The sequence below is a fragment of the Photobacterium lutimaris genome, assembly GCF_003025555.1.
GTDB lineage: Bacteria > Pseudomonadota > Gammaproteobacteria > Enterobacterales > Vibrionaceae > Photobacterium > Photobacterium lutimaris.
Window position 1 is genome coordinate 174,875 of sequence record NZ_PYMH01000007.1, and the last position, 14,960, is coordinate 189,834.

The following is a 14,960-nucleotide window of genomic DNA, read 5'->3' on the forward strand; positions in this document are numbered from 1 at the left end:
TTTGTATTTGTTCTTTGATGCAAGTGGTTTTCTATCAAGCAGTTTCACTGCGTTAGGTTTTATTTTAGCTGACATAATATCTGTGGGGCTGTCTCAATAATGAGGCGATAAAAAAATAGCGGAATAAAAAAAGGCTACCGCGATAGCGGTAGCCTTTTGTTGGTGATGTTTGTCGCACTTAACCGGTGTTACGCATGCCCGTTGCAATACCGGCAATGGTCACCATCAAGGCTTCTTCCAGCATCGGAGAAGGTGTTTCTTGGCGGCGGGTACGGTAGAGCAGTTCGGCCTGAAGCATATTCAATGGTTCGACGTAGATATTACGCAGGCGGATGGACTCGGCACCCCATGGGTTTTGCTCCATTAGGTGGGCGCTGTTTTCCACGGTGAGAACGGCCTTGATATCTTTCTGCAGCTGATCACGAAGTTTTTGGCCTGTAGGCCATAGTGACTTTTCGGTCAGGCGTTGGTCATAGTATTCGGCAATCCCGATATTGGTCTTGGTAAAGACCATTTCCAGCATCCCTAGGCGGGTTGAGAAGAATGGCCACTCACGGCACATCTCTTCCAGCTGTGGGGCATGGCCCTTGTCAATCGAAAATTGGATCGCTTCACCGGCACCCAACCAAGCTGGCAGGATCAAACGGTTCTGGCTCCAGGCGAAAATCCACGGGATAGCTCGCAGACTCTCTACGCCGCCTTTCGGATTACGTTTGGCAGGACGTGAGCCCAGTGGTAGTTTGCCCAGCTCCAGCTCAGGGGTTGCGGCACGGAAGTACGGAACAAACTTTTCGTTGCCACGTACCACATCGCGGTAGGCGTCGCAGGAGACTTCAGACAAGACATCCATCAGTTCGCGCCATTCTTGTTTCGGCTGCGGTGGCGGCATCAGGTTAGCTTCAAGGATCGCACTGGCATACAGGCTCAGGCTGTTAACCGCGACTTCCGGCAGACCCAGCTTGAAGCGGATCATCTCGCCTTGTTCGGTAACGCGTAGACCGCCTTTCAGGCTGCGCGGTGGCTGTGATAACAGTGCGGCGTGAGCAGGGGCACCGCCACGACCGATAGAGCCGCCACGACCGTGGAATAGGGTCAGCTCAACAGCAGCCTCTTCACAGACGTTAACCAGAGATTCCATTGCATGGTACTGGGCCCAGCCTGCCGCCATGACGCCGGCATCTTTTGCTGAGTCGGAATAGCCAATCATTACCATCTGGTGGTTCTGGATGTAGCCGCGGTACCAGTCGATGTTCATTAACTGCTTGATCACGCTCTCGGCATTGTTGAGATCTTCCAGGGTCTCGAACAGCGGGCAGACATCCATGCGGAATTTGCAACCGGCTTCTTGTAGCAGCAGGTGAACAGCCAGTACATCGGAGGCGGTACGGGCCATGGAAATCACGTAGGCACCCAGTGCCTCTCGAGGTTGATCGGCAATCGCCTTGCAAGTGTCGATGACTTCTTTGACTTCCGCTGACGGTTCCCAGTCGCGCGGGAGTAGCGGACGCTTGGATGACAGCTCACGGACAAGGAATGCCACTTTGTCCTGCTCGCTCCACTGATCGTAGTCACCGAGACCGAGGTAGCGGGTCAGCTCTGAAATAACGTTGGAGTGGCGGGTGCTTTCCTGGCGAATATCAAGGCGTACCAGATGCACACCGAAACACTTGATTCGGCGCAGTACGTCAAGCAGCAGGCCGTCGGCGATGATCCCCATGTCGCAGTCATGGAGAGAGCGGTAACATGCGTACAGCGGGTCCCATAGCTGTTCGATATCGTCGATGATCCCGAAGCTAGGGGCATCGAGGCCTTTGATCTTGGCATCAAGCACGTCACGGGTATTGGTTAGCTTGGCGCGGAGATCCTTGAGGATGGCACGGTACGGTTCATGTTCGTCACCAGCCAATTCACGTAGCTCGTCGTTACACTTGACCATCGACAGCTCGCTGACCAGCTCCTTGACATCCTGCAGGTAGAGATCAGCGGCTTTCCAGCGTGACAGCAACAATACTTCGCGGGTCACCTCGGAGGTCACAAACGGGTTACCGTCGCGGTCACCGCCCATCCATGACGAGAAGGTCACCGGTGCTGCATCAATCGGCAGCCTTTCGCCCAGGTGGGCTGTCAATTTCTCATCAAACTGACGCAGGAATTCCGGCACGGCGTGCCACAGCGAGTTTTCAACCACCGCAAAGCCCCATTTGGCTTCATCGAGTGGGGTTGGGCGCTGTTTACGGATCACGTCGGAATGCCATGCCTGGGCTATCAGCTGCTCTAGGCGGCGTTCGACACGCTGGCGCTCGCTGGCCGACAGCTCGCTAAGCTCCAGTTTGGAAAGGCATTTGTTGATCTGTACCAGCTTGTGGATCATGGTGCGGCGGGCAATTTCCGTCGGGTGGGCTGTCAGTACCAGATCAATATTAAGTTCGCGAACCGCCTGAATAGAATCGAATTGGCTGATGTCCTGCTCATCCAGTTTGGCAAACAGGGCATCGATAGAGTCTGGGCTGCAGATATGTTCTTCACTATGGCGAGACACCGTATGATACTGCTCGGCAATGTTGGTTAGGTTCAAGAACTGGCTGAAGGCCCTAGCAACAGGCAGTAACTGATCGTCTGGCAGGTTCTGCAGTTCGTCGATCAGCTTGGCACGATCATCCTGGTTACCTGACCGGGCAGATTTGGACAGTTTGCGGATGGTCTCTACTTTACCCAGTAGCGCTTCACCATGCGCATCCTTGATTGTCGTGCCCAGCATGTGGCCGAGCATACTGACGTTGCTTCTAAGCGCGCTGTACTTTTCGTTCATATCGCATCCATCTCGTAAATTTATTACATCCAATTAACTCAATAGACAACAATCTAGCCGTGTTCAGGCTTTGAGGTCAACATTGATCGTCATAACTGGTAAGAAAACGACAGTGCATTGATTTTTATCATGTTATGAAACCAGCGTTGTAACAAAGTGTCACGAAGAGGGCGTGATAAAGCACAAAAAGTGCGTGCTTGTTGTGCAATGTGTCGCAAAAGGCGGCATGCAGCGGTCAATTCAGTGCTTTGTTCTGCTCTATATAGACAGATCGTGGATGCAGAGGTGGGGAGGCTGACGGAAATACTATTTTTTATCCATGAAGAGTTGACAGCGATAGTAAATATCGGTAAAAACATATTAATTCAAAAGATATGAATAAAAATATCAATGTTGAGTGATGGTTAACAAGCAAGGACAGTTAACCGAACGGTATCAAGAATTGTAACGGAAATAGGTACGAAATCCCATGAACCAAGCGACTAGCCAATCACAACATCCCCTCCGACGACGCTGAGTTTCGCTTGGTGCCTCTGCGCACCCCATCTCGAGGCAGCCCTGCTGTCAGCAATACCTCCAACACCCATAAATCAAACAAACGGACTTATTATGTTGAACACCCATATTATCGGTGCCAGCGGCTACACCGGCGCAGAGCTGGCTAAAATGGTACACCTGCATCCGCACCTTAACTTGGCGGGTTTGTATGTCTCAGCCAACAGTCTCGATGCCAACAAGCCTATCAGTGATCTCCACGGCCAGCTCAAGGGCATTGTCGATATGCCGCTGCAACCATTGCTAGCACCAGCGGGTGTTGCGAAGGCTGGGGAGATTGTATTGCTGGCAACGGCCCATGAAGTGAGCCATGACCTGGCGCCGGTGTTTTTGGCTGCAGGTTGCCAGGTGTTTGATTTATCTGGTGCCTTTCGGGTTCAGGGGGATGCGTTCTATACCCAGTATTATGGCTTCGAACACCAGTTCCCAGCGTGGTTAGAGCAAGCGGTTTACGGTCTTGCTGAATGGAACCACGATGCTATCGCCACCGCCCAGCTCATTGCTGTTCCGGGCTGTTACCCTACCGCCTCGCAACTGGCGCTGAAGCCGCTGTTGCAAAGTCAGCTGCTGGATACCCAGCAGTGGCCGGTGATCAATGCGGTAAGCGGCGTGTCAGGCGCTGGTCGCAAGGCGTCAATGACCAATAGCTTCTGCGAAGTCAGCCTGCAGGCTTACGGCATTTTTACCCACCGCCACCAGCCTGAAATCGCGACCCACTTAGATCAGGATGTGATTTTCACCCCTCACCTTGGCAATTTCAAACGCGGTATTTTGGCCACCATCACGGCTAAATTGGCCGATGGCGTAACCAGTAAGCAGGTCGAAGTAGCTATGGCTGCGGCCTATGGGGCGAAAGGGGATAAGCACGCAGTCCGTTTACTGGGTCAGCAAGCAGCGAAACTGCAGAGTGTGGTCAACACGTGCTTTTGTGATATCGGCTGGCAGGTACAGGGAAGACACATTATTTTAACGTCTGCGATCGATAATCTGCTCAAGGGAGCATCTTCGCAAGCGATGCAGTGCATAAATATTCGAAATGGTTTCCCTCAGCTTACAGCGTTGGTATAAAGGTTAGGAGAGTCACGATGAATCAGGTTCCTTTGGTAATAAAACTTGGCGGTGCCGTATTGTCTTGCGGTGAAACCCTTGGAAAATTGTTTGGCGCTATCAGTGCCTACCAGCAGCAGGCGCAGCGCCCGCTGGTTCTGGTGCATGGTGGCGGCTACTTGGTCGATGACTTGATGGCCAAGCTCCAATTGGAAACGGTGAAGAAAGAGGGGCTTCGGGTTACACCGCCTGAGCAAATTCCCTATATCGCCGGTGCGTTGGCGGGCACTGCCAATAAGTTGCTGCAAGGGCAGGCGCAAAAAGCGGGGGTTGCAGCTGTCGGTCTCAGCCTTGCAGACGGCGGGCTGTGTAAAGTAACCATGCTGGATCCCGAACTGGGTGCTGTTGGCAAAGCGGCACCGGGTGACTGTAGCTTGGTTAGCCAAATCATGCAGGCGGGGTACTTGCCAATTGTCAGCTCCATTGGTCTTGATAGCCAAGGGCAGCTAATGAATGTGAATGCCGATCAGGCGGCGGTGGCGGTAGCGGCTGCGCTTGATGGGGAGCTGGTGTTGCTGTCGGATGTCAGTGGCGTCTTGGACGGTAAAGGACACCTGATCTGTGATCTGACTGAGCCCGAAGCCGAAGCGTTGATTGCCCAAGCGGTGATCACCGACGGCATGGTGGTGAAAGTCCGCGCCGCGTTTGAAGCCGCCAATGCGCTGGGGCGTTCCATCGAAGTCGCGACCTGGCGTTACCCGGATAAGTTGGCAGCGTTGTTTGACGGCCACAGTATCGGTACCAAATTTTCACCTCAGGCTTGAAGCCTGTGGTCATTGAATACATACAGTTCTAGTACACACGGATTGATATAGCGCCTGAGCGGGAAGACCGTCGAACAGGCAATCAGGAGAGAATTATGAGCAAAGTAAATAAAGTGGTATTGGCTTATTCCGGCGGTCTGGACACCTCGGCGATTATTCCTTGGCTAAAGGAAAACTATGACTGCGATGTCGTCGCGTTCGTGGCCGATGTCGGCCAGGGCGAGGAAGAGCTGGAAGGCATTGAAGAAAAGGCGCTCGCCTCGGGTGCATCGGCCTGCTACATCGCCGATCTGAAAGAAGAAATGGTCAAGGACTATATCTACCCAAGCTTGAAGACCGGGGCAATTTACGAAGGCAAGTACCTGTTGGGTACCTCAATGGCCCGTCCGATTATCGCCAAGGCGCAGGTTGAGTGTGCGTTGGAAGTCGGGGCCGATGCGTTATGCCACGGCTGTACCGGTAAAGGGAATGATCAGGTGCGTTTCGAAAGTGCTTATGCGGCATTGGCACCACAGCTGGAAGTGATTGCGCCATGGCGTGAGTGGGATCTGCGTAGCCGTGAGGCCCTGCTTGATTACTTGGCAGAGCGTGATATTCCGTGCTCGGCTTCGTTGGAAAAGATCTACTCGCGTGATGCCAATGCGTGGCATATCTCCACCGAAGGTGGTGTGCTGGAAGAGACGTGGAATCAACCGAACGAACTGTGCTGGGTCTGGACCAAGGATCCTGAAGATGCACCGGAAAAACCTGAGCAGGTTTCTATCTTGGTTGAGAAAGGTGAAATTGTTGCGGTCGATGGTGAAGCGATGTCGCCATACAACGCCTTGGTTTACCTTAACGAGAAAGGTGCCGAGCACGGTGTTGGCCGTATTGATATCGTCGAGAACCGTCTGGTTGGGATCAAATCCCGTGGCTGTTACGAAACGCCGGGGGGCACCATCATGAATGAAGCCCTGCGTGCCGTGGAGCAGCTGGTACTGGATAAAGACGCGTTTGAGTTCCGTGAAAGTGTTGGTCTAAAAGCGTCGCACCTGATCTACGATGGCCGTTGGTTTACCCCGTTGTGCAAGTCTTTGCTGGCTGCGGCAGAAGAGCTGTCACAAGATGTGAGCGGTGAGGTTGTCGTGAAACTGTATAAAGGCCAAGCTACGGTAGTACAGAAGCGCTCGGTAAACAGCCTGTATTCCGAAGAGTTCGCAACCTTTGGTGAGGACGAGGTATACGATCATAGCCATGCAGGTGGCTTTATCCGCCTGTACTCGCTGGCAAGCCGTATCCGTGCGCTGAACGAACAACAAAAATAATCCAGAACACGACATTAAAAATCACCAGCAAGTCGAGCAAGATACATAGGAGATAGGCCATGGCACTATGGGGCGGACGGTTCAGTCAGGCGGCTGACACACGGTTTAAGCAGTTCAACGACTCATTGCGTTTTGATTACCGTTTGGCGGAGCAGGACATTGTCGGCTCGATCGCCTGGTCGAAGGCGCTGCGTCAGGTCAACGTGTTGTCGGATGAAGAGCAACAACGGCTGGAGCTGGCGCTCAATGAGCTGAAGCTGGCAGTAATGGAAGATCCGGAGCAGATTTTGCGTTCTGATGCCGAGGATATCCATAGTTGGGTTGAGCAACAGCTGATTGGTAAAGTTGGTGATTTGGGTAAAAAGCTCCACACGGGTCGTTCGCGTAACGACCAGGTGGCAACGGATCTCAAGTTGTGGTGCCGTCAGCAAGGTCAGCAGTTATTGCTGATGTTGGATCAACTACAGAATCAGCTTGTCACCGTGGCCCGTGAGCACCAAGCGACGGTATTGCCGGGCTACACTCACTTGCAGCGTGCGCAGCCGGTGACTTTCGCCCATTGGTGTTTGGCCTATGTCGAGATGTTCGAGCGTGATCATTCGCGCTTATCCGACGCGCTAGAGCGGTTGGATACCTGTCCGTTGGGATCCGGTGCGCTGGCTGGTACGGCCTATCCGATTGACCGTGAAGTATTGGCCCATAGCCTAGGTTTTCAGCGCGCGACGCGTAACAGTCTCGATTCGGTATCGGACCGTGACCATGTGATGGAGCTGCTATCGACCGCATCGATTTCGATGCTGCACCTCTCACGGATGGCGGAAGATTTGATCTTCTATAACTCTGGCGAGTCAAACTTTATCGAACTGGCCGATACCGTGACCTCCGGCTCGTCCTTGATGCCTCAAAAGAAAAACCCGGATGCGCTGGAGCTGATCCGGGGTAAGTGTGGCCGGGTCTACGGCGCGATGACCGGTATGATGATGACGGTTAAGGCGCTGCCATTGGCCTACAACAAGGACATGCAGGAAGACAAGGAAGGCTTGTTCGATGCGCTGGACAGCTGGTACGAGTGCATGGAAATGGCGGCATTGTGCTTTGAAGGCATCAAGGTCAACAAGGAAAGAACGCTGGAAGCGGCCATGCAGGGCTATTCCAATGCGACTGAACTGGCCGATTATCTGGTGGCTAAAGGGATCCCGTTCCGTGAGGCCCACCATATCGTCGGTGTCGCGGTGGTGGCAGCCATTGCCAAGGGCTGTGCGCTCGAAGAGTTATCACTGGACGAGATGAAAGCGTTCTCCGAGGTGATTGATAACGATGTCTATCCGATCCTCACCATTGAATCCTGTCTCGAAAAACGCTGCGCCTTGGGTGGCGTGGCACCGAATCAGGTCGATTACGCCATTGGCCAAGTCGAGAAGCGTCTTGAGAAGCGTTACTCACCGGGTGTGAAAGTGCGTGGCGCCCGCCTGACCGATCTCGATGCTATCGAGGGAATGGTGGTGTACTGGGCTGGCCTGGGCGAAAACTTACCTCGGATGCGTAATGAATTGGTACGGGATATCGGCTCGTTTGCCGTGGCCGAGCACCACGGAACGGTGACCGGCTGTGCATCCCTTTATGTCTATGATTCCGGCTTGGCCGAAATTCGCTCCCTCGGGGTGGAAGCCGGTTGGCAGCATCAGGGGCAGGGTAAGGCTATTGTTGATCACCTGATTGAAAAAGCCGGCCAGATGGCAATTAAAAAAGTCTTTGTACTGACCCGGGTACCGGAGTTCTTCATGAAGCAGGGCTTTGTGCCGACATCGAAATCCCTGTTGCCCGAAAAGGTAATGAAAGACTGTGACCGTTGTCCGCGCCAGCATGCCTGTGATGAGGTAGCACTGGAAGTGCGGATGGATCAAGAGCAGGCTATCCCGACAGTGAATGTGGCATAGGTTGCTTCAGGGCTGAGCCCAACAATGAATTCTCTTAATCTATTTGCCCGGCTTGAAGCCGGGCTTTTTTTTATGGCCTTTTTCGTATGGGCGCTCGGGGATTGCTTGCTTAGGGGCCGCTATTTGGGATCTGCTTTTAGGAATTGGTTGTCTGGGAGCGGAGCTGCAAGGCTCGAAGGCCATGAGCGAGCAGCAGTAATGTCATGCTGCTGGCGACGACCAAGGCTGTGATCGCATCGAGGGTTGTTGGCTGATGGCGGTAGAAAATGGCCCACACTATCCAGCTCAGCGGGCTCAATACTGAGAGCTGGTGGATACAGCGCTGGCAGCGGCCTAGCTTTTGCCAGAACACAGAGCGAGTGCAAGCTTGGCATCTCATATGGTTATTCCCCCTTTTTGATCCGAACACAGTTTATCTCTGTAACGCGTTGGCGGAAACAAAAAAAGCCCTCACAAGGAGGGCTGGTGCAAGGAGAGTGCTCATATCAATAGGACTTAGCAACCCGGTCCGCAGTCAAGGCAGTGCTTGACCATTTCAGGGCCTAGGTGCAACTTGGCATTCAGATCACGCAGGGCGGTACGGACACCTTCTTCGATTACCGGGTGGTAGAATGGCATATCGAGCATGTCGGCAATGGTCATTTTGTTCTGGTGCGCCCAGGCCAGCAGGTGAGCCAGGTGTTCGGCATTCGGGCCCATCATCTCTGCGCCCAGGAAGCGACCGGTACCTTGTTCACCGTAAACGTGCAGCATCCCTTTGTTGCGCAGCATGACACGGGAGCGACCTTGGTTTTCGAACGAGACGACACCGGTTTCGAAACAGCCACACTGGCCCAGCCGGGTCGTGATGTCTTTGTAAGTTTCACCCACCATGGCAATTTGCGGATCAGAGAACACGGCTGAGATCTTTGAGCGACGATGGCCGGCACGGATATCAGGGAAGCGTCCGGCATTGTCACCGGCAATACGGCCCTGATCGGCAGCCTCATGCAGCAAAGGAAGCTGGTTACTGGCATCACCGGCAACGAAAATCGACTCGACAGACGTTTGCATGGTGTAGTAATCGGCGGTCGGTACCCCGCGAGCATCAAGCGCCATTGTGGTATTATCGATGCCTAGCTTATCGACATTCGGGCGGCGGCCAGTGGCGGCCAGCACATAGTCGACATTGATCACCTGTAGGGCACCAGCCTTGTCGAGGTACTGGATCTCAACCTCGTCACCGATACGTTTCATGCTTTCGACACGTACGTCAGCATCAAGGTAAAATTCTTCGTTGAAGGCTTTATCAGCGTAGGCCATGACTGCCGGATCGGTCAGAGGGCCGACTTGACCACCAAGGCCGAACATCACCACTTCCACACCGAGGCGCTTGAGTGACTGGCCAAGTTCAAGGCCAATAACGCCCGGGCCGAATACTGCAACCGCTTTTGGCAAATCAACCCAATCGAATACGTCATCATTGATGATCAGGCGATCCCCCAGCTCGTTCCATATTGCCGGGTAGGCAGGGCGAGAGCCGGTCGCGATCACAATGCGCTTGGCGTGAACGGTTGTATGATTGTCAACAACCAGCGTGTTGTTATCGATGAATTTGGCATAGCCGGCAATTTTGTCCTCGGCTGGAATGTCCTCAACACCTTCCAGTACAAAGCCAACGAAACGGTCACGCTCGCGCTTCACGCGGTCCATGACTTCACGGCCGTTAATCACGATGTCACCTTGTGGGTGAACACCGAAGGCCGGGGCTTTTTCGATCTGGTGAACGCTTTCTGCCGCTGCAATCAGCAATTTTGATGGCATACAGCCTACGCGGGCACAGGTGGTGCCGTATGGGCCGCCTTCGATCATCACTACGCTGTCGGTATGGGCTTTGGCTGCACGGTACGAGCCAAGGCCAGCGGTACCACCGCCGATCACAGCAACATCAACATTCAGGGTTTTCATAGGGTCTCTCCAATCAAGCTTTGCCAGCCCGTTCTTGCAATATAGTGTTTGCCGGTTTGGGCCCGTCATGCGGGCCCTTTGTCGTTATAGGTAGGGGGTTAGCCTAGGTATGTTTCTAGCTCTTCGCTGCCACCGATGTGCTTACCACCGATGAAGACTTGAGGCACTGTGCTGCGGCCAGAAATCGCACGTAGGCTAACCGTCGTTGCATCTTTGCCTAGGACAACTTCTTCGTAGTTCAAGCCCTTGTCGATCAAGTTCTGCTTTGCCTTGGCACAGAATGGACAGCCTGGCTTGCTGAAGACAGTGATGGACTCTTGCAGTTTGTGCTCAGGTGCGATGTAACCCAGCATAGTGTCTGCATCAGACACCTTGAACGGGTCGCCCGGTTCATCGTTTTCGATGAACATTTTTTCTACCATACCGTTCTTCACCAGCATGCTGTAACGCCATGAGCGAGCACCGAAGCCAAGGTCATCTTTACCCACCAGCATGCCCATACCTTTCGAGAATTCACCGTTACCGTCTGGGATAAAGGTAATGTTTTCTGCTTCCTGGTCATCTTTCCAGGCGTTCATGACGAAAGTGTCGTTAACAGACACACACAGGATGTCGTCAACACCGTTCTCTGCAAAGACCGAAGCCAGTTCGTTGTAGCGAGGTAGGTGGCTAGAAGAACAGGTCGGTGTGAATGCGCCCGGCAAGCTGAACACAATGACGGTCTTGTCTGCAAATAGCTCTTGAGTGGTTACGTCAACCCACTGGTCACCTTGGCGGGTGTGGAAAGTAACCTGAGGAATTGCTTGGCCTTCTTTTGATTCAAACATAATTTTTCCTTAAGATTTAAGTAAGTTGTCTAGTGCAACTGGAGCGTCATCATTATTGCTCCTTGTTGATGTGATGATTATGCAATTTTGACATTGATAGCTCTAATCGTTTGATGCTATGGTTTTGATAGTTATTTTCTATCAATTTGGTGAGTGATGAATATCCGGGACCTCGAGTATTTGGTGGCGCTATCTGAGCACAAGCATTTCCGCAAGGCGGCAGAAGCCTGCTTTGTCAGCCAGCCGACCCTGAGCGGGCAGATCCGTAAACTGGAAGAAGAGCTGGGTGTGGCACTGCTGGAGCGGACCAGCCGTAAAGTGTTGTTCACCGATGCCGGACTGACACTGGTAGCCCAGGCACAAAAAGTGCTGCTGGAGGTCAAGGTACTGACCGAGCTTGCCAGCGAGCAAGGGGGAAGTATGTCCGGGCCGCTGCATATCGGATTCATTCCGACGGTTGGACCTTACTTGTTGCCACATATTATCCCCCAGATAAAGGCGAACTTTCCCGAGCTGGAGCTGTTTCTCCATGAGGCGCAAACCCACCAATTGGTGCAGCAATTGGAAGATGGAAAGCTTGACTGCATTATTCTGGCGGCGGTGAAAGAGAGTGAGCCGTTTATTGAGCTGCCGCTGTACCATGAGCCGATGGTGCTGGCGGTGCCGGAAGATCACCCTTGGGCAGATCGCCAATCGCTGCCAATGGCTGAATTGCATGGCCACACACTGTTAATGCTGGGCGATGGCCATTGCTTGCGTGATCAGGCGATGGGGTTCTGTTTTGCGGCAGGGGCGCAGGAAGATGGCAGTTTCAAGGCCACTAGCCTGGAAACGTTGCGTAATATGGTGGCCGCCGGGAGCGGGATTACGCTGATGCCGAAACTGGCGACGCCGAAGGATCAGCGCCGGGATGGGGTCTGTTATATCTCGGCTGAAGACCCCGCACCAAGCCGGTTGATCACCCTGGCCTATCGACCTGGCTCACCGCTCAAGGGGCGCTACGAGAAGCTGGCTGAATTGATCCAGTGCCACCTTGAAGGGCAGTTGCCAGCTTGATCTTGAACCATAAAAAAAGAGCGCCGAGGCGCTCTTTTTTATTAGGACTTAGCGTTGACTTACGATGGTTAGAATAGCTCGTCAGAGCTATCGGATTCGAAAATCCCTTCAGACGCCGATTCACTCACAGACTCAGTCGGTTCGGTGCCTTCTTCGAAGTACTCGAACATCGACGTGTAATCGTTCTGGTTGCTGAGCTTACCGCTATCGCGGTCGATGCGAACCTGAATAATATCTTCCGGCAGTTGCTTGCGCTGGACCGGAACACCGTCCAAGGCATTCTTCATAAACTCAATCCAGGCCGGTTGGGCCGTTTTGGCACCGGCTTCAGCACCGGAGATCTGGTTCTTGTCCTGATTATTGTTCCATGATGTGCGGCCAAGGTTACGGCTGTGGTCATCGAAGCCAACCCATGCCGTTGCGACGATGCCCGGTCCGAAACCTGAGTACCAGGCATCTTTCGAGTCATTGGTGGTGCCGGTCTTGCCACCGATATCTCGGCGCTTGAGGACCTGGCCACGCCAGCCAGTACCGTTCCAACCTGTACCGTGGCGCCAGTCACCGCCGCCCCAGATGTTACTCTCGAGCATTTCACGTACCAAGAAGGCATTCTGCTCGGAGATCACCTGCTGGGCAAATTGAGGTTGTACCTGCGGCTCATCACCCAGTACCTCTTCGCTGATAGCAATGTCGTTGAGGATCGAATTAGCGTTACCCGATTGTCCTGACAGTCCTTGCTCCTGCTGGCACTCGGTGCTGCAGACGACACTTGGGCTGGCTTGGAAAACTACGTTGCCGTATGGGTCTTCAACACGCTCAATAAAGTAAGGGTCGACGTAGTAGCCACCATTGGTAAACACGGCAAAGCCTTGTGCCACTTCCAGCGGGGTTAAGCTACCGGCACCCAGTGCCAATGGCTCTGCACGCGGTAGATCTTTCTTCTTGAAGCCGAAACGGGTCAGGAAGTCGATAGTCTCATCAAGGCCGACATTCTGCAGTACACGCACTGCCATCACGTTCTTGGACTGTGCCAAACCGATCCGCAGGCGGGTCGGGCCGTTGTAAGTGGGCGGTGAATTTTTCGGACGCCATGCGGTCCCCATGCTTTGGTCCCATCGGTTAACGGGGGCGTCGTTGACCAAACTGGCCAGGGTCATACCGTTATCCAAAGCTGCCGAGTAGATAAAAGGTTTGATCGCCGAGCCAACCTGACGGACTGACTGGGTGGCACGGTTGAACTTGCTGTGGACGAAATTGAAACCGCCCACCATGGCTTTTACCGCACCGTCCTGCGGAGAAACCGCGACGAAAGCCGTATTTGCATCCGGCACCTGGCTCAGTACCCAGTTATCGCCACGCTGCTGAACCCAGACTTGTTGGCCGGCGGTCAAGATATCGCTGGCCGTTTTCGGTGCCGGCCCCTGGCGGTTATCGGTAATGAACTTGCGGGCCCATTTCATGCCATCCCACTCCAAGGTGTGCTGGCTGCCACTTTTGGCTTGTACCGATGCCGTTTTGCCTTCTATTGAGGTAACGACAGCAGGCTGAAGCTGGCCGTAAGTTGGTTGCTTAGCAAGGTGGTCATTGATTTGCTCGCTCGACCATGCTGTCTGTTCGGGCTTCCACAGGGTCGCAACGGCACCGCGGAAACCGTGGCGCTGGTCGTAGCCTAGCAGGTTATCGATAGCGGCTTGCTGGGCGGCATTCTGTAGTTTTGGATCTACCGTGGTGTAGATGCGCATTCCCGAGGTGTAGGCATCTTCGCCGTAACGGTTGACCATCCAGGCACGGGCCTGCTCGGCAAAATACGGGGCGCTTAGCTCGATTTCAGCAGAGTGGTAACGGGCAACAACGGGTTCGGCGCGGGCTTGGTCAAACTCAGCTTGGGTGATGTAGTTTTCTGCCAGCATCCGGCCCAGCACCACATTACGGCGGGTTGTTGCACGACGGGTCGAGTAGATTGGATTCATGGTCGATGGGGCTTTCGGCAAGCCGGCAATGACTGCAATTTCACTCAGGGTCAGCTGGTTGGCTTCTTTGCCGTAGTAGACCTGTGCGGCAGCACCCACACCGTAGGAGCGGTAGCCCAGGTAGATCTTGTTCAGATACAGCTCGAGAATTTCATCTTTGCTGAGCAGTTGCTCGATGTGGATAGCGATGAAAATCTCTTTGACCTTACGCATGATCTTCTTCTCGTTGGAGAGGAAGAAATTACGAGCAAGCTGCTGAGTGATGGTACTTGCCCCTTGCTTGGCCGAACCGGAGGTCGCGACGACGAATGCGGCACGGGCAATACCGATCGGGTCGATGCCCGGGTGGTCGTAGTAGCGGCTATCTTCGGTGGCAATGATCGCATTGATCAATTGCGGTGGGATTTCATCAAGGGTTAGCGGGATTCGACGCTTCTCGCCAAACTGGGAGATCAACTTCCCGTCTGCACTGAACACCTGCATAGGTGTCTGTAATTCAACATTTTTCAGAGTGGCGACATCAGGCAGCTCTGGCTTTACATAGAGGTAAAAGCCAAAAATTGTAGTGACTCCAAGAATAATGCAAATCAATGCAAAAGTTAGTAATCGCTTTATGAACTTCACTTGAGATTTCCCGTTACACCAGCATTCATGCGTTTCTTCGGTTTCCGCGAGTAGTATAAA

General features: G+C 53.5%; 10 protein-coding genes. 5 read left to right on the top strand and 5 right to left on the bottom strand.

The window, feature by feature from the left end; translation table 11 throughout:
• Nucleotides 1–178: 178 nt before the first annotated feature.
• On the bottom strand, nt 179–2,809 hold the full coding sequence (gene ppc, locus C9I99_RS15570) for a phosphoenolpyruvate carboxylase (protein WP_107349809.1): 2,631 nt from the start codon (nt 2,807–2,809) through the stop codon (nt 179–181).
• Between the two features lie 609 nt (nt 2,810–3,418).
• Between ppc and argC the strand changes: the two genes are divergently transcribed.
• The 4 genes from argC to argH all read left to right on the top strand — a co-directional run bounded on the left by argC (nt 3,419) and on the right by argH (nt 8,476).
• Nucleotides 3,419–4,432: an N-acetyl-gamma-glutamyl-phosphate reductase gene (gene argC / locus C9I99_RS15575; RefSeq protein ID WP_107349810.1), complete on the top strand. Its 1,014-nt coding sequence runs from the start codon at nt 3,419–3,421 to the stop codon at nt 4,430–4,432.
• Between the two features lie 17 nt (nt 4,433–4,449).
• Nucleotides 4,450–5,235, top strand: coding sequence for an acetylglutamate kinase (gene argB / locus C9I99_RS15580; protein ID WP_107349811.1), 786 nt, complete (start codon nt 4,450–4,452; stop codon nt 5,233–5,235).
• Between the two features lie 95 nt (nt 5,236–5,330).
• Complete coding sequence (locus tag C9I99_RS15585; RefSeq protein ID WP_107349812.1) at nt 5,331–6,539, top strand: argininosuccinate synthase; 1,209 nt, start codon at nt 5,331–5,333, stop codon at nt 6,537–6,539.
• Between the two features lie 59 nt (nt 6,540–6,598).
• On the top strand, nt 6,599–8,476 hold the full coding sequence (gene argH / locus C9I99_RS15590) for an argininosuccinate lyase (RefSeq protein ID WP_107349813.1): 1,878 nt from the start codon (nt 6,599–6,601) through the stop codon (nt 8,474–8,476).
• A gap of 136 nt (nt 8,477–8,612) precedes the next feature.
• Here the strand turns inward: argH and C9I99_RS15595 are convergent, their stop codons facing one another.
• From C9I99_RS15595 to C9I99_RS15605, 3 genes are all read right to left on the bottom strand, one after another.
• Nucleotides 8,613–8,855, bottom strand: a complete 243-nt coding sequence (locus C9I99_RS15595) for a DUF3624 domain-containing protein (RefSeq protein ID WP_107349814.1) — start codon at nt 8,853–8,855, stop codon at nt 8,613–8,615.
• Between the two features lie 116 nt (nt 8,856–8,971).
• Nucleotides 8,972–10,423: a dihydrolipoyl dehydrogenase gene (locus tag C9I99_RS15600; protein ID WP_107349815.1), complete on the bottom strand. Its 1,452-nt coding sequence runs from the start codon at nt 10,421–10,423 to the stop codon at nt 8,972–8,974.
• A 98-nt stretch (nt 10,424–10,521) separates the two neighbouring features.
• Complete coding sequence (locus tag C9I99_RS15605; RefSeq protein ID WP_107349816.1) at nt 10,522–11,250, bottom strand: glutathione peroxidase; 729 nt, start codon at nt 11,248–11,250, stop codon at nt 10,522–10,524.
• Between the two features lie 156 nt (nt 11,251–11,406).
• Here C9I99_RS15605 and oxyR point away from each other — a divergent pair, with 156 nt between their 5' ends.
• Nucleotides 11,407–12,306 carry a DNA-binding transcriptional regulator OxyR gene (oxyR, locus tag C9I99_RS15610; protein ID WP_107349817.1) on the top strand — a complete coding sequence of 300 codons (900 nt, stop codon included), beginning with the start codon at nt 11,407–11,409 and terminating at the stop codon, nt 12,304–12,306.
• A gap of 68 nt (nt 12,307–12,374) precedes the next feature.
• On the opposite strand, the gene C9I99_RS15615 is transcribed toward oxyR, so the two are convergent.
• Nucleotides 12,375–14,900: a penicillin-binding protein 1A gene (locus C9I99_RS15615; RefSeq protein ID WP_107349818.1), complete on the bottom strand. Its 2,526-nt coding sequence runs from the start codon at nt 14,898–14,900 to the stop codon at nt 12,375–12,377.
• Nucleotides 14,901–14,960 lie beyond the last annotated feature (60 nt).